Origin of the sequence: Nonomuraea sp. NPDC000554 (assembly GCF_040300065.1) — a bacterium.
Classification (GTDB): domain Bacteria; phylum Actinomycetota; class Actinomycetes; order Streptosporangiales; family Streptosporangiaceae; genus Nonomuraea.
Map to the genome: position 1 here is coordinate 226655 of NZ_JBEPDC010000014.1, position 26222 is coordinate 252876.

Here is a 26222-nt window from a genome sequence, read left to right on the forward strand (position 1 = left end):
GCAGGTCAGCGACGTCCCCCGGCAGCTCGGGGGTGCCCGGTGAGGCGTTCGAGGGCCCGGCGGAGGAAGGCGCGTTCCGCCGCGTTCCCGGTGCGGGCGATCGCCGCCTCGTACGCGGACGCGGCCTCGGCGACCCGGCCCAGGCGGCGCAGCAGGTCCGCGCGGACGGCGTGGAAGAGGTGGTAGCCGTCCAGGTCGAGATCGTCCACGAGGGCGAGCGCCGCCTGCGGGCCCTGCACCTCCGCCACCGCGACCGCGCGGTTGAGCGCCACGACCGGGGTCGGCGTGAAGGTCATGAGGTGGTCGTAGAGCAGCAGGATCTGCCACCAGTCGGTGGGCGGCTCGTCACCGTGCACGGCGTTGATCGCCGCCTGGATCTGGTACGGGCCCGGCTGGTCGCGTCGCAGGCACCGCCTGACGATGGCCTGGCCCTCGGTGACCAGGTCGTGGTCCCACAGGCTCCGGTCCTGGTCGGCGAGGAGGACGAGGTCGCCGTCCGGGATGGTGCGGGCGGCCCGGCGCGACTGGAGGAGCAGCATGAGCGCCAGCAGCCCCATGGCCTCCGGCTCGTCCGGCATCAGCTCGGCCAGCAGGCGTCCGAGCCGGATCCCCTCCGCGCAGAGTTCCTCACGGACCAGCGCCCCGCCCGAGCTGGCCGTGTAGCCCTCGTTGAAGATCAGGTAGATCACGGCCAGCACGGCCTGGAGGCGGTCGGGCAGGTCCGCCTCGTTCGGGACGCGATACGGGATGCCCGCGTCGCGGATCTTGCCCTTGGCTCTGACCAGCCGCTGCGCCATGGTCGGCTCGGCCACCAGGAAGGCGTGCGCGATCTCCGCGGTGCTGAGCCCTCCCAGCAGCCGCAGCGTCAAGGCGACCCGGGCGCCGACGGCGAGTGCCGGGTGGCAGCAGGTGAAGATCAGTCGCAGCCGGTCGTCGCGCACGGGGCCCTCCTCGGCCGGTTCGTCACGGGCGTGCACCAGGGCGGACTGGGCGTGCCTCCGCTCACGGGACGCCTCCCGTCGCAGGCGGTCGACCGCCCGGTTGCGGGCGGTCGTGATGATCCATCCGGCGGGGCTCGGCGGCAGCCCGCTGTCCGGCCAGCGCTGCACAGCCACGGTGAACGCGTCCTGGACGGCCTCCTCGGCGACGTCGATGTCGTCGAAGACACGGACCAGGACGGCCACCGCCCGGCCGTACTCCTCGCGGAACACCCGCCCGATCTCCGCCGCGTCGGGCATCAGCCGTCGGCCCCGTCCTGGAAGGGCCGCACCTCGATCGGCAGCGTGGTCGCCGTGGCCATCTTGCGCGCCCAGTCGAGCGCGACGTCGAGGTCGGGCGCCCTGATGACGGTGAACCCGCCGATGTGCTCCTTGCCCTCGGCGTACGGGCCGTCGGTCGTGAGCGTCTCGCCGTCCTTGACCCGCACCACGGTGGACGCGCTGGCGGCGTGCAGCCCCGCGCTGAAGACCCAGGCGCCGGCCTCTCTCAGCTCCCGGTTCAGCACGTCGAGGTCGGCCATCACCTTCTCCAGGAACTCGGGCGGGGGAGTGCCGCCGTCGGGCTGGTAGACGCTCAGCAGGTATCGCTTCATCTCGTCCTCCTTCTCGTGACGTCACCTTCTACACGAACGGCCTGCCACCCTTTCGACACACCACGGCACGATCCTTGTAGGATCTCCCCGTCGCGTGTCGCCGGCCGGGAGGACGTCGGCGGCATGGAGGCACCGATGCAGGGGGATGATGTCGTGACTTCTCAACTCACAGGCCACGCCTGATCTGACCGCGCCCCGCGCGTCGTCCCCGCGCCCCTGCGGTGCCCGGGTCATCTCGTCGTGTTCTCTTCCGACCGCCCCCGGGCCGGCGTGCGGTGGCTGAATGCCGCCCCCAATCCGCCACACCCTGGAGAGTTTGCTCAAGCATGCCCATGGACTTCAACCAGCAGATCATCGACCAGTTCCGCGCCAACAACGGCCAGGTCGGGCCCCCGTTCGACGGAGCCAGGCTGCTCCTGCTGACCACCACCGGCGCCAGGACCGGCGTCCGTCACACCACCCCGCTCGGCTACCTCCACGACGGTGACGGGCGGCTGCTCGTCATCGCCTCCGCGGGCGGCGCCCCGCGCCACCCGGCCTGGTACCACAACATCCGCGCCAACCCCCGGGTCACCGTCGAGGACGGCACCTTCACCTACGAGGCGGACGCCGTGGCCCTGGAAGGCGCGGAGCGTGACCGCGCCTTCGCCAGGGCCGCCGAAGCCGACCCTGGCTGGGCCGACTACCAGGCCGAGGCCGGCCGCGTCATCCCCGTGATCGCGCTGAACCCGCTGAACGCGACCCCGAACGCCACCCGGCCCGGCGACTTCCTCAAGCTGGTGCACGGGGCGTTCCGCAGGGAGCTCGCCCTGATCCGCAAGGAGGTCGCGGAGTCGGGCGCCGGGCTGGGGGCGCAGCTCCGCATCAACTGCCTCACCCTGTGCCAGGGCCTGGAACACCACCACACCATCGAGGACGCCCACATGTTCGGCGCCCTGGGCGAGCAGCACCCCGACCTCGCTCCGGCCCTGGCCAGGCTGCGCGAGGAACACCAGGTCGTCAAGCGACTCCTGGACGACCTGCAGGCGCTGCTCGCCACCGAGGCGCCGGACCCGGCCCAGCTCCTGCAGGAGGTGGAACGGCTCACGGGCGAGCTGGAGGCCCACCTGGACTACGAGGAGGAGCAGCTGGTCCCGATCCTGAACCGCTGACCCGCCTCGGCGGTCAGCCGTGCAGGGCGGCGGCCAGGCGGTCGATCTGGCCGGGGTCGCCGGCCCAGCAGTACAGCATCACCTCGTCGGCGCCGATCTCGGTGAAGCCGGTGACGGCCTCGCGGATGCGGCCCGGCGTGGTGAGCAGTCCGTCGACGAAATGCGCGGCGTTTCCGGTGAAGGCGTAGTAGCGGGCGAGGTTCCGGCGCGCGTCCTCGACCACCGCGTCGGGCCCGAGCACCACGTTCGTCTGGGCCACGAGCCGGGGACGCCCCGGACGCCCGGCCTCCTTCCAGGACGCCTCCACGTCCCGGAACAGCCGGTCCATGAACCGGGGCGGCAGGGCGGCGCCGAGGAACCCGTCGCCCCAGCGCGCGACCCGCCTGATCGCGGCCGGGGCGAACCCGCCGAACAGCACCTCGGGCCCGCCGGGACGGGAGGGCGCCGGGCCGATCGGCCCGGCGCCCTCGCCGTAGGCGTCGCCCGCCCAGACGCGGCGCAGCTGTGACATCTGCTCGTCGAGCCTGCGGCCACGGGTGTGCACGTCGAGCCCGGTGGCCAGGAAGTCGTCCGCGCGCCCGCCGACCCCGATGCCGAGCGTGAACCGGCCGCCGGACAGGCGGTCGAGCGTGGCGGTCTGCTTGGCGAGCAGGGCGGTGCGGTGGACGGGCGCGATGAGCACCTCGGTCTGCAGGCGGATGCGGGAGGTGGCTCCGGCGAGGGCCGCCAGCGTGACGAGCGGTTCGGGGTTGTCGTAGACCAGGCGGTCGAGCAGCCCGAGGGTGCTGAACGGGCCGGCGTCGGCACGCTTCGCCCAGGTCAGCAGCGCGGCGGGGTCGTCGACGGGCAGGCCGAGACCTACGTTCATGGGGAACTCCTTCGGAAGGGCATGCGGATCTGGCACCGCCCCTCCTGGCTGCGCACGCCATGTGCGAGCTTGCTTCCGCTCTGCGGTTCACTTCTGGGAAGCGTGGTTCTCTGGAGTGCGCCCACTCTATCGCGGCCAGAAACCGTTGGACGCCGTCGATAGCGTGGCAGGCATGAAGAGCATCGACGTGGAAGGTTTCGTCGCCGACGGTTTCGCCAAGGTCGAGTCTGTGGTGCCGCGCGAGGTGGGTGACCAGGCCAGGGAGCTGCTGTGGCGGCAGATCGGCCTGTCGCCGGACGAGCCGTCCGCATGGCGGGAGCCCGTGGTGTGGGCCTGCGACAACACCGGCGAGGGCCCGTTCGGTGGGATCATCCGCAGCCCGCGCCTGCACGCGGCGCTCGACGCGGTGGCGGGCGCCGGCCGGTGGCTGCCGAGGCCCACGGCGGGCATGGTGCCGATCCGGTTCCCTAACGTGCCGCCCGCCGACGACCGCGGCTGGCACATCGACTTGAACACCGTCCGGCCCGACGGAAGTTGGGGCGTCAGCGGGCGTCCCGAGACGCTGCTGCTGCTCCTGCTGTTCTCCGAGGTCGGTCAGGACGACGCGCCGACCCGCATCAGGGCGGGCTCGCAGCGCGACGTGGCCGGGCTCCTGGGGGAGCAGGTGGAGGACGTCTTCGCGCTCGGGCCGCAACTCGACGAGGTGAGCCGCGACCGGCCGCTGGCCTGGGCCACCGGCCAGCCGGGCGACGCCTTCGTGGTGCACCCGCTCACCGTGCACGCCGCCGACCAGCACTTCGGCACCCGGCCCCGGTTCATGGCGCAGCTGCCGATCCAGCTGGCCAAGCCGTTCGCTCCGGACGAGGACACCCTGCTGGGCAGGGCCGTCCGGGATCGCTGATGGTTGCGGATGTCGCGCGCCGAATAAAGTAGCCGCATGAGCGACGCGATCGACCTGGTCATGGAGCAGTGGAGGCGGGAGCGGCCGGACCTCGATCTGTCGCCCATGGGGGTCTTCGCGCGGCTGGCCTTGGCGACCCGGGCCGTGGAGTCGGAGGTCGACCGCGTCTTCACCCGGCACGGCCTGCGCCAGGGCGAGTTCGACGTGCTCTCGGCGCTGCGCAGGTCCGGGCCGCCGTACACGCTGATCCCGTCGGAGCTGTCGGCGGTGCTGATGATGTCGCGGGCGGGCATGACCAACCGGCTGGACAGGCTGGAGGCGGCCGGGCTGGTCGAGCGGAGCCTGGACCCCGCCGACCGCCGCAGTTTCCGCGTCTGTCTCACCGCGAAGGGCCGCGAGCTGATCGACATCGTGCTCGCCGAGCACGCCGCGAACCTCCAGCGGCTGGCCTCGCACCTCGACCCGCAGGACACCGTCGTGCTCGACCGCATCCTGCGCGGCATGCTCACCCCCAAGAACCAGGTTTGACTTATATAAGCTCGGCCTGAAATACTCGGGTAGTGCATGCATTCGACGTCCTTGGCGACCCGGTCCGGCGACGCATCCTGGAACTGCTGGCCGACGGCGAGCTGAGCTCGGGCGAGGTCACCGCGGTGATCCAGCGCGAGCACGGGATCTCCCAACCGGCGGTCTCGCAGCATCTGCGGGTGTTGCGTGACAACGGGTTCGCCAGCGTGCGGGCACAGGGCACCCGGCGGCTGTACGCCGTCGAGCCGGGCCCGCTCCGCGAGGTCGACCAGTGGCTGGAGCGTTTCCGCGGCTTCTGGGAACAGCGGCTGGACGCGCTGGCGACAGAGCTCGCGCGCGGCCGGCGCGCCAGGGGCGAGTCATCACCTCCGAGAAACGAGCGCACATGAAAGACATCATCGACGAGATAGCGAAGGCGCGGCGCGAGCTCAGCGAGAGCGGCGATACCAAGTCCGCCTCGGTGCGCCGCCGCTACGACGCCGCGATCGAGGACGTGTGGGACGCCTGCACCGACCCCGAGCGCATCGGCCGCTGGCTGCTCCCCGTGACCGGCGACTTCCGGGTCGGCGGCACGTACCAGCTTGAGGGCAACGCGGGCGGCGAGATCCTGCGCTGCGAGCCGCCCTCCCTGCTGAAGATCACCTGGGTGTACGGCGGCAACGGCTCTGAGGTCGAGGTCCGGCTGGCACAGGACGGCGAAAGCACCGAGTTCGAACTGCAGCACACCGCCACCGTCCCGCCCGAGATGTGGGACAAATACGGGCCGGGAGCGGTCGGCGTCGGCTGGGACCTGGCGCTGCTCGGCCTGTCCCTGCACCTGGCGGGCGGGGCGAAGATCGACGAGAGTGACTTCGCGCTGACCGAGGAGGGCAGGCGCTTCGTCACCGCGAGCAGCCAGGCGTGGGGCGAGGCCCACCAGGCCGCCGGGGCCACCCCCGATCAGGCCGCATCCGCCGTCCGGAACACGACCACCTTCTACGCCCCTGACGAGGCGCCGAAGACGTGACGCAGAAGATCATCACCTTGCTGATGTTCGAGGCAAGGCCGAGATCGAGCGTCTGAACGCCGCCCCGGCGGAGGGGTGAGCCGCGCCCCCTGTCAGGCAAGGCTGGCCCCGCCGTCGACAGTGAGCACCGTGCCGGTGACGTAGTTGTTCGACATGAGGAACAGTGAGGCCGACGCCGCCTCCCGCGCGGTGCCGAACCGGCCGAGCAGCGACGCCTGCCCGGCCGTGGCGACGTCCTCGTCGCCGGTGAGGCCCATCGCGGCGCGGGAGAGCGGCGTGTCGAAGACGCCGTACCGGATCGTGTTGACCCGCACCCGCCGGGGCGCCAGCTCGACGGCCAGGGCGCGGGTCAGCCCCTCGACCGCGCCGAGGCCGGCGATCGCCGCCGCCACGCCGGGGATGGGCCGAGCCAGGTAGGTGCCGGAGCTGAGCGTGATCGAGCCACCGGCGGGCAGCCGGGTGGCCGCAGCGCGGGCGGCGGCGTAGGCGCCCCAGACACGGCTGTCGACCGCCTGCTGCACCTGCTCGCGGGGCGTGTCGACGAGCAGTCCGCCCCCCAGCGCGCCCGCCGTCACCAGGACGTGGCCGATCGGCCCCGCCTGGTCGAAGACCCGCTCCAGCGCCTGCTCGTCGCCGCCGTCGGCGGGCAGGCCCAGCACCTCTCCCGCGCCGGACGCGCGCACCCGGGCCACGGCGGCCTCCAGCCGGGCGGCGTCGCGGGCCACCAGCACCACGCGGGCGCCGGCCGCCGACAGCAGCTCTCCTGCGGCCAGGCCGATGCCGGAGCTGCCGCCGATGACGACCACGGTGCTGCCTTTCAGGGCGTGCGGCGCGGGCAGGCTGACCGGCACGGGGGCGACGGTGGTGACAGACATGACTGCTCTCCTGGTAAATAAACCATCTGGTTGGTTTATGCACCATGGCGCGATGCGGAGAAAAAGTCAACTAGATGGTTTACTTTGGCCATGACGTACGACTCGGAGGCGACCAGGCAGCGGATCTTCACGGCCGCCACCGCGGAGTTCGCCGAGCACGGCCTGTCCGGGGCCAGGATCGACCGCATCGCCGCCAACGCCCGCGCCAACAAGCAGGCGATCTACCTCTACTACGGCGGCAAGGAGAAGCTGTTCGGAGCGGTGGTCCGGACCAAGCTGGAAGAGATCTGCCACTCCGTGCACCTCGACCCGGGTTCGCTGCCCGAGTCGGTCGGCCTGCTGTTCGACTGGTACCAGGAGCATCCCGAGCTGATCCGGCTGCTCATGTGGGAGGCCCTGGAATCGGGCGACAGCCTGGTGCAGGGCGAGGAGGAGCGCGGTGCGTCCTACCAGGGCAACGTGCGCGACCTGCTCGACAACGGGCTGAGCGACGCGCCGACCGCCCAGGACTACCTCTTCACCGTCCTCGGCCTGGTGGCGTGGAACTTTGCGGTCCCGCAGCTCCGCCGCCTGATCCTCGACGAGCCGGACGCCAAGCAGGCGCTGGCCCGCCGCCGCGCGGTCGTCGTGGACCTCGCCCGGACGCTCACGGAGCGCACCTGACTCTACGCCCCGAAGCTCTCGGCTCTTCGCAAGAACTCGACGGTTGCCCCGACGATCGACACCGAGGCGCACCCACCCAAGATCTTGCTCATCCACGCTCGAGGAGCTGGCCCGGCAGCGGGAGGGGCGTCAGCGCGGCTGAGCGGCGCGAGGTCGCTCGCCTGGGGTGGATTCAACCCACCGCGGTACGCGGAGTCTGTGAAGTCCGCCAAGAAATGTCGCGGTGGGATGTCGAGAACTCGCGCGCGGCTTCGTCCCCGGAGTGAACACGGCCACAATGGCCGTATCGCACTAAGGAGAAACACGATGGCCAAATACCTGCTGCTCAAGCACTACCGGGGCGCGCCGGCAGCGGTCAACGACGTGCCGATGGAGCAGTGGACGCCGGAGGAGCTCTCGGCCCACGTGCAGTACATGCGTGACTTCGCCGCTCGGCTCGAGGGCACCGGCGAGTTCGTCGACGCTCAGGCGCTCTCCCCGGAGGGCACGTTCGTCCGCTACGACGGCGAAGGGCGGCCGCCGGTCACCGACGGCCCGTTCGCGGAGACCAAGGACCTGATCGCCGGCTGGATGGTGATCGACGTCGAGACCCACGAGCGGGCGCTCGAGCTGGCCGGCGAACTGTCCGCGGCTCCGGGTGCGGGTGGCAAGCCGATCCACGAGTGGCTCGAGGTGCGCCCGTTCCTGGGCGAGCACTCCACGGTGACCGAGTGAAGGAGTCGCTGCTGCGGGAGCTGGTGCCCACGGTGATCGGTGTCCTCGTCCGTCGCGGAGCTGACTTCGCGGCGGCCGAGGACGCCGTGCAGGACGCCCTGGTCGAGGCCGTGCGCGTGTGGCCGGACGACCCGCCGCGGGACCCCAAGAGCTGGCTGGTCACCGTGGCCTGGCGTAAGTTCCTCGACGCCGCCCGCGCCGATACCTCCCGACGGCACCGCGAGGTACGCGTCGAGACCGAGCCCGTGCCCGGCCCGGGCGAGGCGGCTGACGACACGCTCCGGCTGTACTTTCTGTGCGCGCACCCGTCCCTGACACCGGCCTCGGCCGTCGCGCTCACGCTGCGCGCGGTCGGCGGCCTGACCACGCGTCAGATCGCGCAGGCCTACCTCGTGCCGGAGGCGACCATGGCTCAGCGGATCAGCAGGGCCAAGCGGACCGTCGCGGGCGTCCGGTTCAACCAGCCCGGGGACGTCGCCACCGTGCTGCGCGTGCTCTACCTGGTCTTCAACGAGGGCTACTCCGGCGACGTCGACCTCGCCGCCGAGGCGATCCGGCTCACCCGCCAGCTGGCCGTCATGACCAAGCATGAGGAGGTCGCGGGCCTGCTCGCGCTCATGCTGCTGCACCACGCCCGGCGCCCGGCACGGACCGGCCCCGACGGCCGGCTCGTCCCCCTTGCCGAGCAGGACCGCGGCCTGTGGAACACCCGCCTGATCGCCGAGGGCGTCGACGTGCTCCAGACGGCCCTCGCCCGCGACCGCCTGGGCGAGTTCCAGGCCCAAGCCGCCATCGCCGCGCTGCACGCCGACGCCCAGACGGCCGAGGAGACCGACTGGGTGCAGATCGTCGAGTGGTACGACGAACTGGTGCGCCTCACCGACAGCCCGGTGGCCCGCCTCAACCGGGCCGTCGCGGTCGGCGAGGCCGACGGCCCGCGGGCCGGCCTGGCCGCCCTGGCGGAACTCGACCCCGCCCTGCCCCGTCACACGGCCGCCGCGGCGTACCTGCACGAGCGTGACGGTGACCCGGTGACCGCGGCACGGCTCTACGCCGAAGCCGCCCGATCGGCGTCCAGCCTCCCCGAACGCGACCACCTCACGCGACAGGCCGCACGACTCAACGCGCAACTGCGCAGTTGAGCGGCGGGCGGCAGGCATTCCGACGCCAGCGCCTGGCCGAGCGCGGCAATCTCGCCGACCTGTTCTCCGTCGGCAGGGCCACCGTCTACCGGACCCTGCCGCACAATGGCGGCCGGTGACACGTTCCCTGCCGACTCCCCGAGTCGTCCGGTCGGCCCCCATGCGCTGCAGCGCTGACGAACTGCAAGCTATGCCAAGTGGTTCGAGTGAGTGCTACATCGGTGGTCGTGACGGCGCGGGCGTGGCCTGCAGATAGGCCAGGACCGCCATGACGCGGCGGTTGTGGTCGTCGGAGGGCGGAAGGCCGAGTTTGCCGAAGATGTTGTTGGTGTGCTTGCCGACGGCCTTGTCGGTGACCTGGAAACGGGCGGCGATGGCCAGGTTGGACATGCCTTCCGCCATCAGCGCGAGCACCTCGTGCTCCCGTGGCGTCAGCGCGGACAGCGGCTCGTCCCGGCTGCGGCGGGTCAGCAGCTGGGAGACGACCTCCGGGTCCATCGCGGTGCCGCCTCCGGCGACCTGGCGTACCGCCTGGACGAACCTGTCGATGTCGCCCACCCGGTCCTTGAGCAGGTACCCGACCCCGCCGGAGCGGTCGGACAGCAACTCCCTGGCGTACAGCTGCTCCACGTACTGCGACAGGATCAGCACGGGCAGCCCCGGGACCCGGCTGCGCGCCTCCAGCGCGGCGCGCAGCCCCTCGTCGGCGAAGCCGGGCGGCAGCCGCACGTCGACCACGGACACGTCCGGGCGGTGCCGGACCAGCGCCGCCAGCAGCATGGGGCCGTTGTCCACCGCCTCCACCACGGTGAAGCCGTTCGCCGACAGCAGGCGGACCAGCCCGTCCCTCAGGAGTGCGAGATCTTCGGCTATGACAACGCGCACGGGAGCTCCATGGTCAGTTCGGTGGGGCCGCCCGGAGGGCTGCTCACGGTGAGCGATCCGTCGAAGGCGGACAGACGGTTCTCGATGCCGCGCACGCCGGTGCCCGCGTCGGGGCGGACCGCGCCGCGCCCGTCGTCGCCCACGGTCAGGCGCAGCACGCCGGAGGCGTGCCGGAGCCGCACCCACGCGCGGGAGGCGCCGCTGTGCTTGGCCGCGTTGGTCAGCGCCTCGGCGGCGGCGAAGTACACGGCGGACTCGACGGGCGGCTGCGGGCGGCCGGGCAGGTCGATGTCGACCTCGACCGGCATCGGGCAGAGCAGCGCGGACGCCTCGATAGCGCCGGCCAGGCCGCGGTCGGCCAGCACCGGGGGATGGATGCCGCGCACCAGGTCCCGCAGGTCCGTCAGGGCTTGGCCGGCGACCTCGCGCGCCTCGTCGATCATCCGCAGCACCTCACCTGGGTCCCGGCAGCCCCGGGCCAGCCCCAGGTGCATGCGGATGGCGATCAGCTTGGCCTGCGCGCCATCGTGCAGGTCGCGTTCGATGCGGCGCAGCTCGGCCGCGCGCTCGTCGACCACCGCGGCCCGTGACGCGGTCAGCTCCCGGATCCGCGCGTCCGGTGCGGGGCCGCCGTCCAGCAGCAGCCACGCCAGCCGCGCCTGGCCGGTATGGAACAGGGGGATGGCCATGAGGACGACCACCGCGATGGCCACGGTGGACAGGCTGAGGGCGAACGTGTTCAGCCTGCTGTGCTCCGCCGGGTGCAGCCGGAAGAAGACGTAGTCCAGGGCGGACAGCATCGCCCACACGGCCAGCACGGGGGCGGGGCCCGTGACACCGTGCACGGCCAGCCAGGCCAGCTCGCGCCGGGTGTCAGGATGGCACAGCGCCGACGCCGGAGCGGCCCGCCGCCGCGCTCCGGTCTCGTCCTGGTAGGCGGGGACGCTCCCCACGTCGCCGTCCATGCCGAGCACCCGGCCCGCCCAGCGGCGCTGGAACCCGGCCAGGCGGCGGACGAGCCGGAGCCCGCGGCCGAGCGGCGCCAGCCCGAGACCGGCCACCGGCACGAGGGCGCCGCTCGCCAGCACCAGTCCGAGCAGCGCCGGCGCCGCCAGGCCGGTGACGGCGTTCAGCGCCAGCGCCGCCAGCCCGCTCACCGCGTCCAGCGCGTACGCCGCCACCCCTGTGGCGGCCTTCCGCGCCGGCCCGCCGGGCTCGGGTCGTATCCCCATCACAGATGCAGTCTGCCCTGCCGGCGAGGAGAAGACGGTGGGGCCAGCCCCACTCTGGGCTCGAGATTTCCCACCCCGGCTGGTGGGTCGACGCCCATGGAGGCCGGGTCTTCAGCCCGCGAGGCTGGCCCAGCGGATCGCACCGAGCCGATCGAGCCTGGCCGAGCGAATGAGGGAAAGACGTGATCGAAGTGAGGGGACTGAGCATGCGGTACGGCCGCACGCTCGCCGTGAACGACCTGACGTTCACCGTGCAACCGGGACTGGTGACCGGATTCCTGGGTCCGAACGGCGCAGGGAAGTCCACGACCATGCGAGCTGTGCTCGGCCTGGAGATCCCCGCCGCGGGCGAGGCGCTCGTGGACGGGCGTGCGTACGCGTCGCTGCGCAGGCCCATGCGCACGATGGGGGCGCTGCTGGACGCCGGGGCGGTGCACGGCGGCCGCACCGCCCGCGCCCATCTCGGCTGCCTGGCGCGCAGCAACGGCATCGGCCCCCGGCGGGTGGCCACGGTGCTCGACCAGGTCGGCCTGGCGGACGTCTCGGAGCGGCGGATCGGCGGGTTCTCCCTGGGCATGAAGCAGCGGCTGGGCATCGCGGCGGCGCTGCTCGGCGACCCGGCGGTGCTGATGTTCGACGAGCCGCTGAACGGGCTGGACCCCGAAGGCATCCGCTGGATCCGCTGCCTGCTGCGATCGCTCGCGGCCGAGGGCCGCACCGTCCTGCTGTCCAGCCATCTGATGAACGAGCTGGCGCTCACCGCCGACCATGTCGTCGTCATCGGACGCGGCCGACTGATCGCCGACACCACGACGGACGCGCTCGCCGCCCGCTTCCAGCGCGACGTGCTGGTACGCGCTGCCCGCCCGGAACGGCTGACGGAGATCCTGCGCGCACACGGCGCGACCGTGACCACCGAGGACGCGGACCCGCCACCGTCCGCCGCGACCGGGACGGGCAACTCGTCCGTACCGGCCGGGATCGGCGGGTTGTCCGTGCGTGGAATGGACGCGGCCGGGATCGGGGAGCTGGCGCTGCGGGCGGGGATCGCGTTGCGGGAGCTGACGCCGCGTAGTGCCTCGCTGGAGGAGGCGTTCATGGAGCTCACCGAGGACAGCCTGGAGTACGGCACCCGCCTCGTCACCGCCACGGAGGCGGCCCGATGATGGACGTGATCGCCTCCGAATGGCACAAGCTCCGCTCACTCCGCTCAAACGCCTACCTGCTGGCCGTCTCCCTCCTCGCCGTGGTGGCCTGCGCCGGTGTGGCGTACCTGATGGGCCGAGGGTTCGACGTCCAGACGGCGGAGGAGCGGCTGCGCTTCACCAGCAACGGGAACGGGCTGGGCACCGGGCTGCCGGTCGCCTACTTCGTGTTCGGCACGCTGGGCGCACTCACGATCACCTCCGAGCACGCCACCGGCATGATCCGCACGAGCCTGACGGCGGTGCCGCAGCGGCACATGTTCCTGTTCGCCAAGGTCCCGGGCCTGGCCGTCGTCGCCCTGGTCGCCGGGCAGGTCATCGCGTTCGGAATGCACCTGGCCGCCCAGGCCGTCCTCGGCGAGCGCGCCGGGCAGATCCTGCTCGACGGGAGCACCCTGGGCACCCCGCTCTCCGATTCGGGCGTGCTCGCCTCGGTGGTCGTCGCCGGGCTGTCCATGGCGGCGGTGGCGCTGATCGGGCTCGGCGTGGGCGCGGCGATCCGCTCCACTCCCGGCAGCCTCGTCGCCTTGGTCATGCTCTTCCTGGTGCTTCCGGTCGCCGCCCGGGCGCTGCCGGCGCCGCTGCGGTCGCAGGTCGGCTCGTACATGATCGAGAACCTGCCGGCGCAGATGGCCGGGGTGGGCGGCGGCCTGCTGGCTCCGCCGGCGGCGGCCGCGCTGCTCGTCGCCTACGTCGCCGCCGCGCTGACGGCGGGCGCGGCGGTGACCGCGCTGAAGGGACGCAAGGTCAAGACCGTGGTCGTCGGCGCCGCTGCGACGCTCCTGGCGGGCCTGGTGGCGGTGCCCACCGCCGGCGGCTCGGCGGGCACTGGCCCGTCCTCCCTGACCTGGCGGCCGTGCGCCGACATGGACGCACCGAAGGACATGCGGTGCGCCTCCGTCCAGGTGCCCCTCGACTGGAAGCAGCCCGGAGGACGGAAGATCACCATCCCCATCGGCCTGCTCCCCGCCTCTGGCTCGGAACGCCGGATCGGCACGGTCTTCTCCATCCCCGGCGGCCCCGGCGCGTCGGGCGTCGACGACTTGAAGCAGTTCCACGGGAAATTCGCGCAGCTGCGTAACCGCTTCGACGTGATCAGCTTCGACCCGCGCAACACCGTCAAGCCCGGCGGCGTGCTGCCCTACGAGTGCCTCGCCACCGGCCCGTGGATCACCCTGCCGGCCGGCCGCGCTGAATACGCCGCGCTCGGACGGGCGAACCGTGAACACGCGCAGCGGTGCCGCGCCGCCGACCCGGAGTTCTTCGACCACATGGACTCGGCCTCCGTCGCCCGGGACATCGAGGTCGTCCGCGCCGCCCTTGGCGAGGAACAGCTGAGCTTCCTCGCCAACTCCTACGGCGGAACGCCCGCCACAGCCTACGCCCGCCTGTTCCCCACCCACATCCGCGCCATGGTCATGGACGGCACCGTCGGCCATGTCGAGGAGACCGCCGCCGGCGAGCCCCGCATGTACGCGAGGATGGAGCGGCAGATGGAGCGGTTCGCCGCCTGGTGCCGGTCCGCCACGGCCTGCGCCCTGCATGGCCAGGACGCCGGCGCGGTATGGCGCCGACTGGTGACCGCCGCGGACCGGTCACCGGTGCCGGTGCAGAACGATCCGGCCGGGGCCGGCTACACCGGGTTCGACCTGAAGGTCGCCGCCGCTCCCAACTTCGTGTCGCCCGGCCAGGAGCCCGACGTCCCGCGCTGGGTCCAACTGGCCGACGCGATCAAGAAAGCCGCCGCCGGCGACGCCTCCGGGTTCGCCGACTACGTCAGGCAGGCCTCGGGCAGTCCCAAGGTCCCCTCGTTCGCCGGGCAGGCCATGACCCGCTGCCAGGACGGCAAGGAGTACAGGAGCTACGCGGCCTATCGGAAGGCGCTGCGGAGGGCGGAAGAGCTGTCGCCTGACTTCGCGGGGCAGCAGTCATGGTGGCCGCTCGCCTGCGTCGGCTGGCCGGCCCCTGTCACCAACCCGCCTGCGCCGCTGCCCGCCCAAGGGCTGCCGCCGTTCCTGGGTGTCGGGAGCTGGACGGACCATGACGTGGTCGCCGACATCATCCGCCACGTGCCGGGCTCGTCGAGCGTCCGATACGAGGGCCACGGCCACATGCTCTACATCTACGGCAACAGCGGCTGTGCCACCGCCCACGTCAACCGCTACCTGACGAGCCTGAGGCTCCCTCCGCCGGGCACCACCTGCCAGGCAACACGGTGAGGACCGGCCATCGCGGCCCGTCTCGCCGGTGCCGCTTGGGTTGGTAGTCGCGGTCGGGGTCGTGCATCAGCTCTGGACGGATCTCCAGGATTCCACTGTCGCTTCGGCGATGATTTCGATGCGGCGTCCGTATGCCGGATGCCCATCAGAGACGAAGCTGCCATCCTTGAATGGCAACCCGCAGAACGTAGCGCGGAAGTGCCCGGGAGATCCGCCCTGCGGCAGCGGCGCGTACGCCGCCAATGGTGCCATGTCGTAGCTCGACTGTGCCCTGTGCTTGTTCCGCGCCACCTGATGAGCCGCCACGCGAAGCAGGGCGTCAAGGCCTTTGTCCACGTAGAGCTGCAGCTGGCGAAACTGGCTGTCAAGGTACTTCTCATGGGCTCTGGAAGGATGCTGCAGGAGATACGCGCAGACCACAGGCGCGTGCCACCTGTACATCTGAGGATCAGCCTGCTCTGCAGCCAGGATTCCGTGGTAGTAGTCGACGCACAGACCCAGCGGGCCAGCAATTGCACCGCAGTCGCACTGACCCGGTGTGGGGCTATCTGCCATGGCCCGCAACATAGGTGGACGGCAACGGCCTTGTCGACATTCAGCGCAGTCTCCTGTTCTATGGGCTACACCGGCCTGGTCGTACTTTAGCGATCTTTGAGCTCTCATCCGCTAACGCTATGAGCATCTCCATTCCATGCTGGGTTGCGGACTTCCTCCCGGCCTAGCTGGGGGCTTTATCTTTATAGGTAACTTTTGCGGTTGGTAACATCAGAGGAAGGGAGATATAAACGTCGATGCACTCCTGGCCCATTTGTGAACGGAAGGTAACTTTCCGCGCCTCCAAGGAGGGGTTATGCCGGAGAAGCGTAGGCCATCTGAACACTCGAAGCCAGGGGGTTTTACCCCCGGCTCTGACCAAGCTCCTGTGATGGGCGCGGATGGTCAGCCCCTTCTGGACGAAGACGGCAACCCCATCATGCGTGCCGTCCGGCCTCACGAACATGGCGCCCATAGCGAGCATCTCGAAAGGAGCTTCGAGATACTCGCTGACGGCGGCATCGAGGAGAGGGCAGAGGATAGGCAATGCCCGAAGGAGGGTTAACGCAAGTCTCGCCTCGAGATGAATCGAGTGCGACGGTGACCAGCCGCTCCATCCGCTTCGGCTGTGACGAAACTTGGGCCTCAGCCATGGCGCGGCAGCGGACGGTACAAGAGAATGAAAAGTTGCGGTTACTCGGCGTGGTTGCGCGACTTCGGGGTGGCGCTCGACCGTGGTCCCGCCGCGCACGGCTGAATCGAGGACCAGCGGTGGACCCTGGACCGGGGTTTCGAGTCTCCTACGCACCGCGGGCCGTCTGGTATCTGCTGCATCGATCGGTGCTGGAGCCCCCCGATGCCCCGGCACCGGTCCGCAGGGCGTGACGAGGAAGCCGCCGCCCGGGTGAAGGAGACCTGACCCATGCGTGGAATGACGGCGCGGGACCAGGACGCGTGGATCTGCTTCATGGACGAAGCCGGCCAGTCACTGAAGCCTCCCAAGGCTCGCACCTGGTCCCGGCCGGGCCACACACCGACCGTCACCGTCGCCGGCAAGGGCACCGGACGCATCTCCCTGGCCGGGCTGGTCTGCATCAAGCCTGGTCAACGGACTCGCCTCATCTTCCGCATGGTGTGCCGATGGGCGACGTCTTCGGTGTCGGGCGTCCCGTGACGGGGAATTTCGCTGGGGCTGTCACAGGCCGCGGGGCTGTCCTGTCTTAGCTGGCGACCGGGCGGCAAGCGATGCCCGGCGTACAGGAAGGCATGTCATGAAGATTGTGGTTATCGGCGGCACTGGCCTCATCGGATCCAAGCTCGTGACGCAGCTGCGCGAGCACGGCCACGAGGCGGTGGCAGCGGCGCCGAGCACCGGCGTCAACACCCTCACCGGCGAAGGGCTCGCCGACGTCCTGGTCGGCGCGTCCGTGGTGATCGACGTGTCGAACGCCCCGTCGTTCGAGGACGCTGCGGTGCTGGAGTTCTTCGAGACCTCCACGCGCAATCTGCTGGTCGCCGAGGCGGCGGCGGGCGTCGGGCATCACGTCGCGCTGTCCGTCGTAGGGACCGAGCGGCTGCCCGACAACGGCTACTTCCGGGCGAAGATCGCGCAGGAGAGTCTGATCAAGGGCTCGTCGATCCCGTTCTCGATCGTCCACGCGACGCAGTTCTTCGAGTTCGTCCGCGGAATCGCCGACGACGCCACGGAGGGCGGGACGGTCCGGATGGCGCCCGTCCTCTTCCAGCCCATCGCGGGCGAGGATGTCGCCCAGGCGGTCGGCAGGATCGCGGTGGGGTCGCCGGTGAACGGCATGGTGGAGGTCGGCGGGCCAGAGCAGTTCCGCATGGACGAGTTCTTCCGCGACGCCCTGGCTGCTTGGGGTGATCCGCGTGAGGTGGTCACCGATCCGCACGCGCGTTACTTCGGGGCCGAACTGGGCAAGCGGACCCTGGTGCCAGGTGATGGCGCGGTTCTGGGCCAGATCAGGTACGCCGACTGGCCCGGCCGGGCCACGCCTGGCAAATAGCGCACCAGCGCCCCGTCCCGCTCTCGTTCGAGGAGGTACGTCATGTCTGGCAGCAATCCGGGGCTCCGATCGACCGCGTGGCAGACGGCGCTCACCGTGGTGCAGGAGGCCGCACCGCCCTTCATCCCTGCCGGAGCGCACGCGATGACCGTGGTCATCGAGTTCCCGCCCGGCGATCCCGGCACGCCGCCGCACCGCCACTCCGGCCCGGCCTTCGGGTACGTACTGGAGGGCGAGATGCTGCTGGAGCTCGAAGGCGAGCCGGAGCGGGTCGTACGCGCGGGCGAGGCGTTCTGGGAGCCGGGTGGCGACGTCATCCACTACCAGGACGGCAACAACCGCGACGACATCCCGCTCCGCTTCACCGTCACGATGCTGTGCGAACCCGGCAAGCCGATGCTCACCCTGGTGGACGACGAGGAACTCGCCCAGCGCGCGGACCGCCGCGCCCCTCGACCGGGAGGACGTCCATGAGCACCCCGATCGGCGGGAGACGCCTCCCGCCCCGGGGGAGGAGGTGATCCGGTGGGATCGACTCGCCCAAGCCGTCTCCAGGAACGTCCTCCCAGGTCGTGGCGCATGATCAGGACTCGTGCCGGAGGTCAGGTCGGTTGGGTCGTCCAGCCGCGCAGCGTAGCGAGGATTGTCGATCGGAATGTGGTCTCGGCCGTGGCGGCGTCGAGCGCCCCGGCCAGTTCGAGGGTCACGAGTCCGTGCAGGGTCACCCAGAGCGAGAGGGCGATGGACGTCGCGTCGCCGGCGAGCAGGGACGTCGACAAGGCGCGATGTATCGCGTCCATAAGTGGTCGGACGGGGTCGTCGGTACCCACCTTGCCCGACGGGTCGAAGGACTGCACGCCACCGAACAGCACCGTGTAGAGGTGGCGGTGCTCGCGTCCCCATCGCCGGTACGCGACGGCGAGCGCGTAGAGGTCGGCGAGGGGGTCGGGGGAGGTCGGCACCGCCGACAGGTCCTGGGACAGCCCGGCGACTGCTCTGTTGCGTACTTCGTCGATCAGCCCGTCCTTGCCGTCGAACAGCGAGTAGACCGCGGCGGTCGCGGTCCCGGCGGCGGCGGCCAGGGCGCGGACGGTGATCGACTCCCGTGGACGGGTCGCGAACATCTCGGTCGCGGACTCGATGAGGCGGTCCTTCACGGTGTCGTCGTTGGTTCTCGGCCTTCCCACGTCGACCAGCCTAGCCGAGCTGGTAGCGTTTCCGAACGTCGTTTTAAAACAGCGTTTGGAAACTCTCGATGCCTCTCACCGCTTCCCTTCGCCTCATCGGCCGCCTGATCCTCGCCTTGCTCGCCGTCGTGGGGCTGGCCGGGTTGTTCCTCGCCCTCATCGTTCTGACGGACGGCGTCCGCTCGGGGATCGCCGCCTGGCTGACCACCCTCGGCACCGGAGTCATCGCCGCACTGTGGCGAGGCCGTGGCCGCACCTGGCCGGGCCGCCTGTGGCCCTTCGCGCCGGTGATCATCGCCGCTGCGCTCACGGCGTCGGTGTGCGTCCCCACCGCCCCCACGACCCGGCAGTATCCGCCCGACCTGCCATTCGTCGCGACGCAGCATTGGAGTCTGGCCACAGGAAGCCGGGTCGCGGTGTACCACTACCCGCCCGCCTCCGACGGCACCCGGCACCCCAAACCGCTCGTGTACCTCCACGGCGGACCCGTCCGCTCCATCTCCGTGCTCGACCACCGATTCCTGCGGCTCCTGGCCGGACAGGGCTACGACGTGTACGCCTACGAGCAGCCCGGCGGCGGACGCAGCGACCTGCTGCCCATGGAGCAGTACACGATCTCCCGGTCCGTACGCGACCTCGCCGCCTTCATCGATCGCCTGGACAAGGGCTCGGTCGACGTCCTCGGATTCTCCGCGGGCGCGGTCGTGCTCACCCGGGCCCTGGCCACCCCGGACGTCGCCGTCCACGTGCACCGGGCGATCATCGCCGAGCCCGGCCCCATGGACGGCCCCACCGCGCTGACCAGCGGACAGCAGGGACGACCGTCCGCGCGCGGCCTCGTACCGGCCCCGACCGGACCGCGGGCGACCCGCGTCCCCCGGTACGCCGTCGCGCTCGGCCTCATCCAACTCGGGCTCCTCACGCCCGACACCGGCCTGATCACGCAGGCCGAAGGCGTCAACGCCTTCAAGGCCGCCGACCTCGGCAGCGACACCGCATCCGTCTACTGCGCGCGGGACGCGCACCGCATCCCCACCGAGGACACGGCGGAGAACTTCTCCTTCAGCGAGGCCGCGAGCCTCCGCATCATGCAGACGATCAAGGACTCACCCTCCATCGCCCCACAGCTGAGGCGCTCCCGCACCCCCGCGATGCTGATGATCGCCGAGTGCTCATCGCAGGTCCGTCAATGGGCGACCGACATCCTTGCCAACGACCCCGCCATCCAGCGGACGCAGTACATGCCCGGTGTCGGACATCGCATGTGGAACGGCCTCGACGACAACAGCGAACGAGCCTCCGCCGTCATCACCGCATTCCTTCAGGACAAACCGGCACCCCTGCGGAACTACCCGGCCCGCGCCGACATCCCCACATTCCTTCGTGAGCACAAATAGCGGCTGACGTAGATGCACCAGGAGGGTCACACCCGGGACGGTGTGGTCCGGGCACCGCGGTGGCCGGGGCGCAGGCCGGGAGCCAGGATCAGGGTGACCGCGACGGAGGCCGCCGCCATCACGGCCATCGCCGTCGAGGCCGTGGTGTACTGGGCGAGGGCACCCGCGAGGGCGGAGCTCACGCCCTGCATGGTGATCATCCCGGACGAATGCAGGCCGAGGGCGTGTCCGCTCAGCTCGTCCGGCGTCAGCTCCATCAGCCGCTCCTGCAGCAGGAGGCCGGCCGCGTAGCCGACGGCGGCGACCGTGACGGCGGCCAGGGCGAGCGGCAGCGGCGGGTCCAGCGCGAAGATCAGGTAGGGGAGGGCCAGCAGCAGGCACAGCGGAACTCCGAGCCGCCCCCGCCGGCGTCGAGAGACGAACCGGCCCGCCCAGACGTCCCCGATCAGCATGCCGACCGCGCCGCAGGCGAACAGGAGGCCGGCATACCGAGGGGCGTAGGGGATGAAGAGGGATTCGCAGCCGACGATCAGCCCGTTGGGAACCCAGAGAGCCAGGTAGACGTGGCGGCGCGGCTTGGAGGACCAGAGCCGGGCGTTGTCGCGCCAGGTGGCGATCGCGGACGGCCGCCCCGTCGCGCGGGGCGGGCGGTGACTGAGACCGAACCGGGCACTGGCCGCGGAGACCAGGTACAACACGGCGCCTGCGAGCAGCGCGCCGCGCGGCGACAGGGCGGTGACGAGCACGCCACCGCCCGCGAACCCGCAGATCTGCACGATGCCGGCCGAGACGTTGAGGACGGAGCGACCGAGCAGGTACCCGTCGCGCTCGAGGATCTCGTTGAGCAAGCCGTAGCGCACCCCGCCACCTAGCGCGGCGAGCGTTCCGAGGACCAGGACGATGCCGAAGATCGCCCAGCCGGGCAGGCCGGGGACGGCCTGGGCGGCGGTGCCGAGGCCGGAGACCGCTGTCAGGCCGGTCAGTGCGACGCGCGGTGGCAGCCGGTCGGCGGCCGACAACAGCGTGGTCGCGCCGATCACCTGGGCGAGAGCGGGCCCGAACATGGCCAGGGAGGAGAGCAGGGGCGAGCCGGTGGCCGTGTAGACCAGCGTGCCCAGAGCCAGCCCGCTGACCGTTTGAGCCGCCGTCTGCCCGGCGGAGCTCAGAAAGAGCGGTGTGAACTCCGGCGCGCGAAAGAGCCCGCGGTAGGTGCGCATGGAGGGAGTCTCAATGATCATTTTGTCGGACCGGTACCGTTTCGCCGGGAGGCGAAACGATGGGCTGGTGGCAGGTCAACGCGGACACACTCGCGGGGGTCCGGTTCGTCGTCTCTCCGCTGGCCGAGGCCACCGCCAGCCTCAAGACCCTGGAACGAGCGACGGCGGCGCATCCGGGCGAGCGCGCGTGGCTCGACGCCCACCTGCCCGCCTACCGCAAGCGGCTGTCCGGCGACCCGATCACCGCGCTGCTCATCCGGGCCGCCCTGGGCCGCACCTGGAACGCGACCTTTCTCACCCCCACCCCCACCTCCACCGGCGACGGCGAACCCGCCTTCGAACAGGAGTTGGCGCGTATCCGGCAGACACCACCCGAGACCGCCCGCGCCGACCTCACCGAGTCCCTTGGCGGCCCGCTCCCCACGCGGTTGCACCGTTCAGACCTGCCCGAACGCACCGCCGACCTCCTGCAATGGGTGTGGGGAGAAGCGGTGCTCCCGTACTGGCCGGGGCGTCGTGAAATCATCAAGGCCGACATCATCACGCGTACGGCGAAGCTGAGCCGCGGCGGCTGGGCGGCGGCTCTTGATGACATGCGCCCCGGAATGCGCTGGCTCGGGGGGAGCCGACTGCAGATCACCATGCATGACCACGCCCCGCGAGAACTGTCCGGCGCACAGCTGATGTTCGTCCCCGTGACGCCACGCCAAAGCTGGCTCTCCTGGGATCTCTCGCACCGGCACGCGGTGGTGTACCCCTGCTCGGGCATCCTGGCCGAGGCGGGCCGGGCGTCGGTGCCCGAGAGCCTGGGCAAGTTGCTCGGGCCGGCCCGAGCGGGTGTCCTCGTCCTCCTCGAAACCCCGAAGACCACGACACAACTGGTGGCCTTGACCGGGCAGGGCCTGGGATCGGTGGGCCGACACCTGAAGATCATGCTCGACGCCGGCCTGATCCGGCGACGTCGCGCCGGGCGAGCCGTGTTCTACTACCGGACGGACGCCGGGGAGGTTCTCATGGAGGCGCAGCAGACCGGAACATAGTGCCGTAAGCCAGCAAGGCGACACGGCATCAGGTCTGTCCGCGGATCGTGGCGTGGACTGCCTCGAGGTCCACCGCCTCGGGAGCGACCCGCCACTGGGCGTGAACGCCGATGACGGCCCCCACCAGCAGGACCGTGAACGCCTCCGGGGTCGCGCCCTGGCCAGTGGCGAGCGCCTTGTCGGCGATGTCGATGAAGCTCGTCTGCCGGTAACCCTTCTCGACGAAGAGCTCGGCGGCGGCCGTCACCAACAGCCGGCGGCTCTGCTGAGCCCTCTCGATACGTCACGTGGCCACGCGGAACATCGAACCACGCATGCCAGAAGGCAGAGCAAATGCTGGTCGGTATAGCCTATGTCAGTCAACATAGAACCAAGGAGGTTCTCTATGCGTTGGGCGACTTACGCGACGGACACCGGAGACCGCGTCGGAGTGATCAGCGAGGACCGGATCCACCCTGTCGCGCCGGGCGTGAGCCTGATCGAGCTCATCGGCCGGGGCGCGGAGGAACTCCGGGCGACCGGGGAGGCGGCCCTGACGTCGGCGACGTCGACGGTTCCGCTGGCCGAGGCCAGGCTGCGCCCGCCGATTCCGCGCCCGCCCTCGGTCCGCGACTGCCTGTGCTTCCTGGACCACATGCGCAACTGCCAGCAGGCCGCCGGTCAGCCGCGCACGCTCAAGGACGCCTGGTACCAGATCCCGGCCTTCTACTTCGCCTGCCCCTCGACGATCGTCGGCCCGCACGACGACGTGGCGATCTCGCCCGGCAGCGCCTGGTTCGACTTCGAGCTGGAGATCGCCGCGGTCATCGGCCCAGGCGGCCGAGACCTCACCCCGGAGCAGGCCGAGGCGCACATCATCGGCTACACCATCTACAACGACTGGTCGGCCCGAGACCTGCAGATGCGCGAGACGCCGCTGGCGATCGGCCAGGCCAAGGGCAAGGACGGCGCAACCACGCTCGGCCCGTTCCTGGTCACCCCGGACGAGCTCCACCCCTACCGCCGCGACGGCAGGTTCGCCCTGCGGGCCGAGGCGAAGGTCAACGGCGCGACCATCGGCTCGGGCCGTACCGACGCGATGGACTGGAGCTTCGGAGAGGTGATCTCCTACGCCTCGCGCGGCGTGGACCTGCTGCCCGGTGACGTGTTCGGCTCGGGCACGGTTCCCGGTTGCTGCCTCATCGAGCATCTGTCCCTCGCCGATCCGACCGCCTTCCCCGGCTGGTTGCGGGACGGCGACGTCGTCGAGCTGACAGTCGAGGGGCTGGGCCGTACCCGCCAGACCGTCCGCGCGTCCGCCGCGCCGTACCCGCTGACGCCCCGGCACAACCCCGACCGGCGGCCGCCGCGCCCGCGGGTGAACCGCGCCCCGTCGAAACTGCCCTACACCCGCGGCCTGCACGAGGTCGCCGCGGGCGTGTGGGCCTGGCTGCTGCCCGACGGCGGGTACGGCTGGAGCAACGCGGGACTGGTCGCTGGCGAGGGCGCCTCCCTCCTGGTCGACACCCTGTTCGACCTGCCGCTGACCGCCGAGATGCTCGACGCCATGCGTCCGATCACCGATCGGCACCCGCTCACCCACGCCGCCATCACCCACTCCAACGGCGACCACACCCACGGCAACCAGCTGCTGGGCGAGCACGTCCAGATCATCGCCGCGGAGGCCACCTGCACGGAGATGCGGCACGAGATGCCCCCTGAGATGCTGACCGCCGCCCAGGTCATGGACGTCGGCCCGGCGACCTCCTACTTCCGTGAACGCTTCGCCGCCTTCGACTTCAGCGGCATCCGCCTGCGACTGCCCGACCTGACCTATGACGGGGAGCTCACCCTGGACATCGGCGGCCGCGAGGTGCGCGTGCTGAACCTCGGCCCCGCCCACACCGCCGCCGACTCCGTCGTGCACGTGCCGGACGCGGGCGTGCTCTTCGCGGGCGACCTGCTGTTCGTCGGCTGCACCCCGATCGTGTGGAGCGGCCCGATCGCCAACTGGATCACCGCCTGCGACAAGATGATCGCCACCGGCGCCGACACGATCGTCCCCGGCCACGGCCCGGTCACCGACCCCGACGGGATCCGCGCGGTGCGCGACTACCTCACCCACGTGGTCGAGCAGGCGGACGCCGCCCACGCCCGCGGCCTGTCGTTCTTCGAGGCGGTCGCGGCGGTGGACCTCGACGAGTACGCCACCTGGCTGGACGCCGAGCGGATCGTGGTCAACCTCCACCGCCGCTACCGCGAACTCGACCCCGCCGCCACACCCCAGCTGGACCAGATGACGCTGATGGCCATGATGGCCGAAAGGGCGCTCTCGTGAGGCTGCCGAAGAGCGCGTACACCTCCCACCCGTGGCGCATCCATGAAGTCACGAAGGACTTCTCGGTCGAGGATGTGTGGTCGTTCCGCACTCCCGGAGCCGGGCCTGACGACTTTCCGACGATGGTCGCAGCGTTGCAAGCCCGCGCCGGACTCGCGCAGCAGTCCTGGCTGTCGAGGTTGCTGTTCGACATCCGATGGAAGCTCGGCGCGCTCCTCGGCTGGGACGAACCATCAGCGGGCGTCGGCGCGCGGGTCACCTCGCTCCGCGACCGCCTGCCCAGCGACGTCCGTGACGCTCCCCGCGGCCTGGACAACGAGAACATGCCCCTCAAAGCGGTCTACGAGCTCGACATGGAGGCCGCTCGCGAGCTGGCGAACAAGACCGTGCACACCGTGATGCATCTCGGCTGGGTTCAAGGCGCGAACAGCGACTACGAGCTGCGGATGACCGTCCTCGTCAAGCCCAACGGATGGTTCGGGCGGCTCTACATGGCCGCCATCGCGCCTTTCCGGTACCTCATCGTCTACCCAGCCCTGACCCGGCAATGGGAACGAGCCTGGCTCGACCGCGACCATGTGGAAGGGATGTCACGATGAACTCCAGAAAGCGGCTGCTCCGCTGGGCGAGCGGGATCATGCTCGTGCTGGGAGCAGGGCACCTGTCCATACTGGCGTTCACCGCCTGGGACGACGTCACCGGCTGGGTGGATCGGGGGCTGTGGGCGGCCGTCCCGCTCGAACTCGCGGACGGGGGCGCCGCTCAGACGGTGGAGTCCCTTCAGAACAAGGTCACCTTCTGGGCCGGTCCGGGAAGCTTCGCCGTGCCGCTGATTCTCTTGGGGTGCCTGACATGGCACCTGGCTGGACGCGGGGTGGCCGTGCCCGCCGGAATCGGCTGGGGCCTCGCGGCGTGGTGCGTGGTGGGCGGCGTCCTTCTGGTTCCATCACCGTACTTCGCCGGGACCATCGCCGGGGCACTCATCGTCCTGGCGGCGCGGAAGGGCGATCGGTCGCAAGCAGCCCGGGACCGGGAGACGGACCTGGCGGTGTAGCGTCTCGCGATGAAGGACATGAGCCAGGTGCTTGTGATCGTGGGCATCGCGACTTCGGCGCGGTCGCCGAAGGGGAGCGACCGTTACCCGCCCTGGCCGAGAAGTCGTCCTCACACATCGGCCATCCAGCCTGTCATCGCTGCTCGACGGCTGAGAGATGCGGGCCGGACAGGGCAGCCGACCAGGCGGAACAGGGGGCATTCCGCATGACGGATACCGGGCCGGCGAACCCGTCCGGTGGCTCGGAGGATCTCGAACAGGCCGCAGCGATCTTCGCGGACCTGCGACCGCGCCTGTTCGGGATCGCCTACCGGATGCTGGGCAGTTCCGCCGAGGCCGAAGACCTGGTGCAGGACGTCTGGCTGCGCTGGCAGACCAGTGACCGCGGCACGGTGGTCAACCCGGCCGCGTTCCTGGCGACGGCGACCACCCGGCTGGCCATCAACGCGGCGCAGTCCGCGCGCGTGCG

At 70.8% G+C, this 26222-nt stretch carries 28 protein-coding genes and 1 pseudogene; 19 read left to right on the plus strand and 10 right to left on the minus strand.

All coding sequences use genetic code 11. The annotated features are described in order from the left end of the window. Positions 1-5: 5 nt before the first annotated feature. Positions 6-1238, minus strand: coding sequence for an RNA polymerase sigma factor (locus tag ABT294_RS26475; protein ID WP_350808949.1), 1233 nt, complete (start codon positions 1236-1238; stop codon positions 6-8). Continuing rightward, on the minus strand, positions 1238-1591 hold the full coding sequence (locus tag ABT294_RS26480; protein ID WP_350808950.1) for a YciI family protein: 354 nt from the start codon (positions 1589-1591) through the stop codon (positions 1238-1240). Before ABT294_RS26480 ends, ABT294_RS26475 begins: the two co-directional genes overlap by 1 nt. A 332-nt stretch (positions 1592-1923) precedes the next feature. Between ABT294_RS26480 and ABT294_RS26485 the strand changes: the two genes are divergently transcribed. Beyond that, positions 1924-2742 carry a nitroreductase/quinone reductase family protein gene (locus ABT294_RS26485; protein WP_350808951.1) on the plus strand — a complete coding sequence of 273 codons (819 nt, stop codon included), beginning with the start codon at positions 1924-1926 and terminating at the stop codon, positions 2740-2742. A gap of 13 nt (positions 2743-2755) precedes the next feature. On the opposite strand, the gene ABT294_RS26490 is transcribed toward ABT294_RS26485, so the two are convergent. Further along, on the minus strand, positions 2756-3610 hold the full coding sequence (locus tag ABT294_RS26490) for an LLM class flavin-dependent oxidoreductase (protein WP_350808952.1): 855 nt from the start codon (positions 3608-3610) through the stop codon (positions 2756-2758). Positions 3611-3782: 172 nt separating this feature from the next. On the opposite strand from ABT294_RS26490, the gene ABT294_RS26495 reads away from it, so the two are divergent. From ABT294_RS26495 to ABT294_RS26510, 4 genes are read left to right on the plus strand one after another with little or no spacing between them, the layout of a single operon-like run. Then, entirely contained in the window at positions 3783-4511 is a 729-nt protein-coding gene (locus ABT294_RS26495) for a phytanoyl-CoA dioxygenase family protein (protein WP_350808953.1), read from the plus strand. Between the two features lie 36 nt (positions 4512-4547). Beyond that, positions 4548-5039, plus strand: coding sequence for a MarR family winged helix-turn-helix transcriptional regulator (locus tag ABT294_RS26500; protein WP_350808954.1), 492 nt, complete (start codon positions 4548-4550; stop codon positions 5037-5039). A gap of 32 nt (positions 5040-5071) precedes the next feature. Then, positions 5072-5428: an ArsR/SmtB family transcription factor gene (locus ABT294_RS26505; RefSeq protein WP_350808955.1), complete on the plus strand. Its 357-nt coding sequence runs from the start codon at positions 5072-5074 to the stop codon at positions 5426-5428. Continuing rightward, positions 5425-6045, plus strand: coding sequence for an SRPBCC family protein (locus ABT294_RS26510; protein WP_350808956.1), 621 nt, complete (start codon positions 5425-5427; stop codon positions 6043-6045). Before ABT294_RS26505 ends, ABT294_RS26510 begins: the two co-directional genes overlap by 4 nt. A 92-nt stretch (positions 6046-6137) precedes the next feature. On the opposite strand, the gene ABT294_RS26515 is transcribed toward ABT294_RS26510, so the two are convergent. Continuing rightward, positions 6138-6920, minus strand: a complete 783-nt coding sequence (locus tag ABT294_RS26515; protein ID WP_350808957.1) for an SDR family NAD(P)-dependent oxidoreductase — start codon at positions 6918-6920, stop codon at positions 6138-6140. Positions 6921-7010: 90 nt separating this feature from the next. Between ABT294_RS26515 and ABT294_RS26520 the strand changes: the two genes are divergently transcribed. The 3 genes from ABT294_RS26520 to ABT294_RS26530 all read left to right on the plus strand — a co-directional run bounded on the left by ABT294_RS26520 (position 7011) and on the right by ABT294_RS26530 (position 9439). Further along, entirely contained in the window at positions 7011-7583 is a 573-nt protein-coding gene (locus tag ABT294_RS26520) for a TetR/AcrR family transcriptional regulator (protein WP_350808958.1), read from the plus strand. A 306-nt stretch (positions 7584-7889) separates the two neighbouring features. Beyond that, positions 7890-8297: a YciI family protein gene (locus ABT294_RS26525; RefSeq protein WP_350808959.1), complete on the plus strand. Its 408-nt coding sequence runs from the start codon at positions 7890-7892 to the stop codon at positions 8295-8297. Beyond that, positions 8294-9439, plus strand: a complete 1146-nt coding sequence (locus ABT294_RS26530; RefSeq protein ID WP_350808960.1) for an RNA polymerase sigma factor — start codon at positions 8294-8296, stop codon at positions 9437-9439. Before ABT294_RS26525 ends, ABT294_RS26530 begins: the two co-directional genes overlap by 4 nt. A gap of 213 nt (positions 9440-9652) precedes the next feature. On the opposite strand, the gene ABT294_RS26535 is transcribed toward ABT294_RS26530, so the two are convergent. Further along, positions 9653-10324 (minus strand): response regulator, encoded by a 672-nt coding sequence (locus ABT294_RS26535; protein ID WP_350808961.1) that lies wholly within the window; start codon positions 10322-10324, stop codon positions 9653-9655. Next, a complete protein-coding gene (locus tag ABT294_RS26540; RefSeq protein ID WP_350809000.1) occupies positions 10309-11556 on the minus strand; it encodes a sensor histidine kinase in 1248 nt (415 codons plus the stop codon). The genes ABT294_RS26535 and ABT294_RS26540 overlap by 16 nt, the downstream gene beginning before the upstream one ends. 182 nt (positions 11557-11738) lie before the next feature. Between ABT294_RS26540 and ABT294_RS26545 the strand changes: the two genes are divergently transcribed. Beyond that, on the plus strand, positions 11739-12722 hold the full coding sequence (locus ABT294_RS26545) for an ABC transporter ATP-binding protein (protein ID WP_350808962.1): 984 nt from the start codon (positions 11739-11741) through the stop codon (positions 12720-12722). Further along, entirely contained in the window at positions 12719-14980 is a 2262-nt protein-coding gene (locus tag ABT294_RS26550) for an alpha/beta fold hydrolase (protein WP_350808963.1), read from the plus strand. Before ABT294_RS26545 ends, ABT294_RS26550 begins: the two co-directional genes overlap by 4 nt. 66 nt (positions 14981-15046) lie before the next feature. On the opposite strand, the gene ABT294_RS26555 is transcribed toward ABT294_RS26550, so the two are convergent. Continuing rightward, a complete protein-coding gene (locus ABT294_RS26555; RefSeq protein WP_350808964.1) occupies positions 15047-15535 on the minus strand; it encodes a DUF5946 family protein in 489 nt (162 codons plus the stop codon). Between the two features lie 901 nt (positions 15536-16436). Here ABT294_RS26555 and ABT294_RS26560 point away from each other — a divergent pair. The 3 genes from ABT294_RS26560 to ABT294_RS26570 all read left to right on the plus strand — a co-directional run bounded on the left by ABT294_RS26560 (position 16437) and on the right by ABT294_RS26570 (position 18015). Then, positions 16437-16688 (plus strand): hypothetical protein, encoded by a 252-nt coding sequence (locus ABT294_RS26560; RefSeq protein ID WP_350808965.1) that lies wholly within the window; start codon positions 16437-16439, stop codon positions 16686-16688. A gap of 97 nt (positions 16689-16785) precedes the next feature. Further along, positions 16786-17541 carry an SDR family oxidoreductase gene (locus ABT294_RS26565; protein ID WP_350808966.1) on the plus strand — a complete coding sequence of 252 codons (756 nt, stop codon included), beginning with the start codon at positions 16786-16788 and terminating at the stop codon, positions 17539-17541. Between the two features lie 42 nt (positions 17542-17583). After that, entirely contained in the window at positions 17584-18015 is a 432-nt protein-coding gene (locus ABT294_RS26570; RefSeq protein ID WP_350808967.1) for a cupin domain-containing protein, read from the plus strand. Positions 18016-18143: 128 nt separating this feature from the next. Here ABT294_RS26570 and ABT294_RS26575 read toward each other — a convergent pair whose 3' ends face one another. Beyond that, on the minus strand, positions 18144-18728 hold the full coding sequence (locus ABT294_RS26575; RefSeq protein WP_350808968.1) for a TetR-like C-terminal domain-containing protein: 585 nt from the start codon (positions 18726-18728) through the stop codon (positions 18144-18146). Positions 18729-18796: 68 nt separating this feature from the next. On the opposite strand from ABT294_RS26575, the gene ABT294_RS26580 reads away from it, so the two are divergent. Then, positions 18797-20125: an alpha/beta hydrolase gene (locus ABT294_RS26580; protein ID WP_350808969.1), complete on the plus strand. Its 1329-nt coding sequence runs from the start codon at positions 18797-18799 to the stop codon at positions 20123-20125. Between the two features lie 26 nt (positions 20126-20151). Here ABT294_RS26580 and ABT294_RS26585 read toward each other — a convergent pair whose 3' ends face one another. After that, positions 20152-21342 carry an MFS transporter gene (locus ABT294_RS26585; RefSeq protein ID WP_350808970.1) on the minus strand — a complete coding sequence of 397 codons (1191 nt, stop codon included), beginning with the start codon at positions 21340-21342 and terminating at the stop codon, positions 20152-20154. Between the two features lie 59 nt (positions 21343-21401). On the opposite strand from ABT294_RS26585, the gene ABT294_RS26590 reads away from it, so the two are divergent. Continuing rightward, complete coding sequence (locus ABT294_RS26590; protein WP_350808971.1) at positions 21402-22382, plus strand: ArsR/SmtB family transcription factor; 981 nt, start codon at positions 21402-21404, stop codon at positions 22380-22382. 28 nt (positions 22383-22410) lie between these two features. Here the strand turns inward: ABT294_RS26590 and ABT294_RS26595 are convergent, their stop codons facing one another. Continuing rightward, a complete protein-coding gene (locus ABT294_RS26595; RefSeq protein WP_350809001.1) occupies positions 22411-22629 on the minus strand; it encodes a TetR family transcriptional regulator in 219 nt (72 codons plus the stop codon). Between the two features lie 138 nt (positions 22630-22767). Between ABT294_RS26595 and ABT294_RS26600 the strand changes: the two genes are divergently transcribed. The 4 genes and pseudogenes from ABT294_RS26600 to ABT294_RS26615 form a co-directional block, all read left to right on the plus strand. After that, complete coding sequence (locus tag ABT294_RS26600; RefSeq protein ID WP_350808972.1) at positions 22768-24699, plus strand: fumarylacetoacetate hydrolase family protein; 1932 nt, start codon at positions 22768-22770, stop codon at positions 24697-24699. Next, complete coding sequence (locus tag ABT294_RS26605) at positions 24696-25298, plus strand: DUF2867 domain-containing protein (RefSeq protein WP_350808973.1); 603 nt, start codon at positions 24696-24698, stop codon at positions 25296-25298. Before ABT294_RS26600 ends, ABT294_RS26605 begins: the two co-directional genes overlap by 4 nt. Further along, a complete protein-coding gene (locus ABT294_RS26610; RefSeq protein WP_350808974.1) occupies positions 25295-25753 on the plus strand; it encodes a DUF6463 family protein in 459 nt (152 codons plus the stop codon). The genes ABT294_RS26605 and ABT294_RS26610 overlap by 4 nt, the downstream gene beginning before the upstream one ends. A gap of 314 nt (positions 25754-26067) precedes the next feature. Then, positions 26068-26154 (plus strand): annotated as a pseudogene (locus ABT294_RS26615) (sigma factor); the annotation flags it as partial. Positions 26155-26222 lie beyond the last annotated feature (68 nt).

What these genes read in the sequence shown, in the direction of transcription:
- ABT294_RS26485 (WP_350808951.1), top strand. Translation starts at nt 1,924, where the DNA reads ATGGACTTCAACCAGCAGATCATCGACCAGTTCCGCGCCAACAACGGC.
- ABT294_RS26600 (WP_350808972.1), top strand. Translation starts at nt 22,768, where the DNA reads ATGCGTTGGGCGACTTACGCGACGGACACCGGAGACCGCGTCGGAGTG.
- ABT294_RS26550 (WP_350808963.1), top strand. Translation starts at nt 12,719, where the DNA reads ATGATGGACGTGATCGCCTCCGAATGGCACAAGCTCCGCTCACTCCGC.
- ABT294_RS26520 (WP_350808958.1), top strand. Translation starts at nt 7,011, where the DNA reads ATGACGTACGACTCGGAGGCGACCAGGCAGCGGATCTTCACGGCCGCC.
- ABT294_RS26590 (WP_350808971.1), top strand. Translation starts at nt 21,402, where the DNA reads ATGGGCTGGTGGCAGGTCAACGCGGACACACTCGCGGGGGTCCGGTTC.
- ABT294_RS26570 (WP_350808967.1), top strand. Translation starts at nt 17,584, where the DNA reads ATGTCTGGCAGCAATCCGGGGCTCCGATCGACCGCGTGGCAGACGGCG.
- ABT294_RS26515 (WP_350808957.1), bottom strand. Translation starts at nt 6,920, where the DNA reads ATGTCTGTCACCACCGTCGCCCCCGTGCCGGTCAGCCTGCCCGCGCCG.
- ABT294_RS26585 (WP_350808970.1), bottom strand. Translation starts at nt 21,342, where the DNA reads ATGCGCACCTACCGCGGGCTCTTTCGCGCGCCGGAGTTCACACCGCTC.
- ABT294_RS26500 (WP_350808954.1), top strand. Translation starts at nt 4,548, where the DNA reads ATGAGCGACGCGATCGACCTGGTCATGGAGCAGTGGAGGCGGGAGCGG.
- ABT294_RS26480 (WP_350808950.1), bottom strand. Translation starts at nt 1,591, where the DNA reads ATGAAGCGATACCTGCTGAGCGTCTACCAGCCCGACGGCGGCACTCCC.
- ABT294_RS26565 (WP_350808966.1), top strand. Translation starts at nt 16,786, where the DNA reads ATGAAGATTGTGGTTATCGGCGGCACTGGCCTCATCGGATCCAAGCTC.
- ABT294_RS26610 (WP_350808974.1), top strand. Translation starts at nt 25,295, where the DNA reads ATGAACTCCAGAAAGCGGCTGCTCCGCTGGGCGAGCGGGATCATGCTC.
- ABT294_RS26510 (WP_350808956.1), top strand. Translation starts at nt 5,425, where the DNA reads ATGAAAGACATCATCGACGAGATAGCGAAGGCGCGGCGCGAGCTCAGC.
- ABT294_RS26555 (WP_350808964.1), bottom strand. Translation starts at nt 15,535, where the DNA reads ATGGCAGATAGCCCCACACCGGGTCAGTGCGACTGCGGTGCAATTGCT.
- ABT294_RS26580 (WP_350808969.1), top strand. Translation starts at nt 18,797, where the DNA reads ATGCCTCTCACCGCTTCCCTTCGCCTCATCGGCCGCCTGATCCTCGCC.
- ABT294_RS26540 (WP_350809000.1), bottom strand. Translation starts at nt 11,556, where the DNA reads ATGGGGATACGACCCGAGCCCGGCGGGCCGGCGCGGAAGGCCGCCACA.
- ABT294_RS26525 (WP_350808959.1), top strand. Translation starts at nt 7,890, where the DNA reads ATGGCCAAATACCTGCTGCTCAAGCACTACCGGGGCGCGCCGGCAGCG.
- ABT294_RS26495 (WP_350808953.1), top strand. Translation starts at nt 3,783, where the DNA reads ATGAAGAGCATCGACGTGGAAGGTTTCGTCGCCGACGGTTTCGCCAAG.
- ABT294_RS26490 (WP_350808952.1), bottom strand. Translation starts at nt 3,610, where the DNA reads ATGAACGTAGGTCTCGGCCTGCCCGTCGACGACCCCGCCGCGCTGCTG.
- ABT294_RS26475 (WP_350808949.1), bottom strand. Translation starts at nt 1,238, where the DNA reads ATGCCCGACGCGGCGGAGATCGGGCGGGTGTTCCGCGAGGAGTACGGC.
- ABT294_RS26560 (WP_350808965.1), top strand. Translation starts at nt 16,437, where the DNA reads ATGCGTGGAATGACGGCGCGGGACCAGGACGCGTGGATCTGCTTCATG.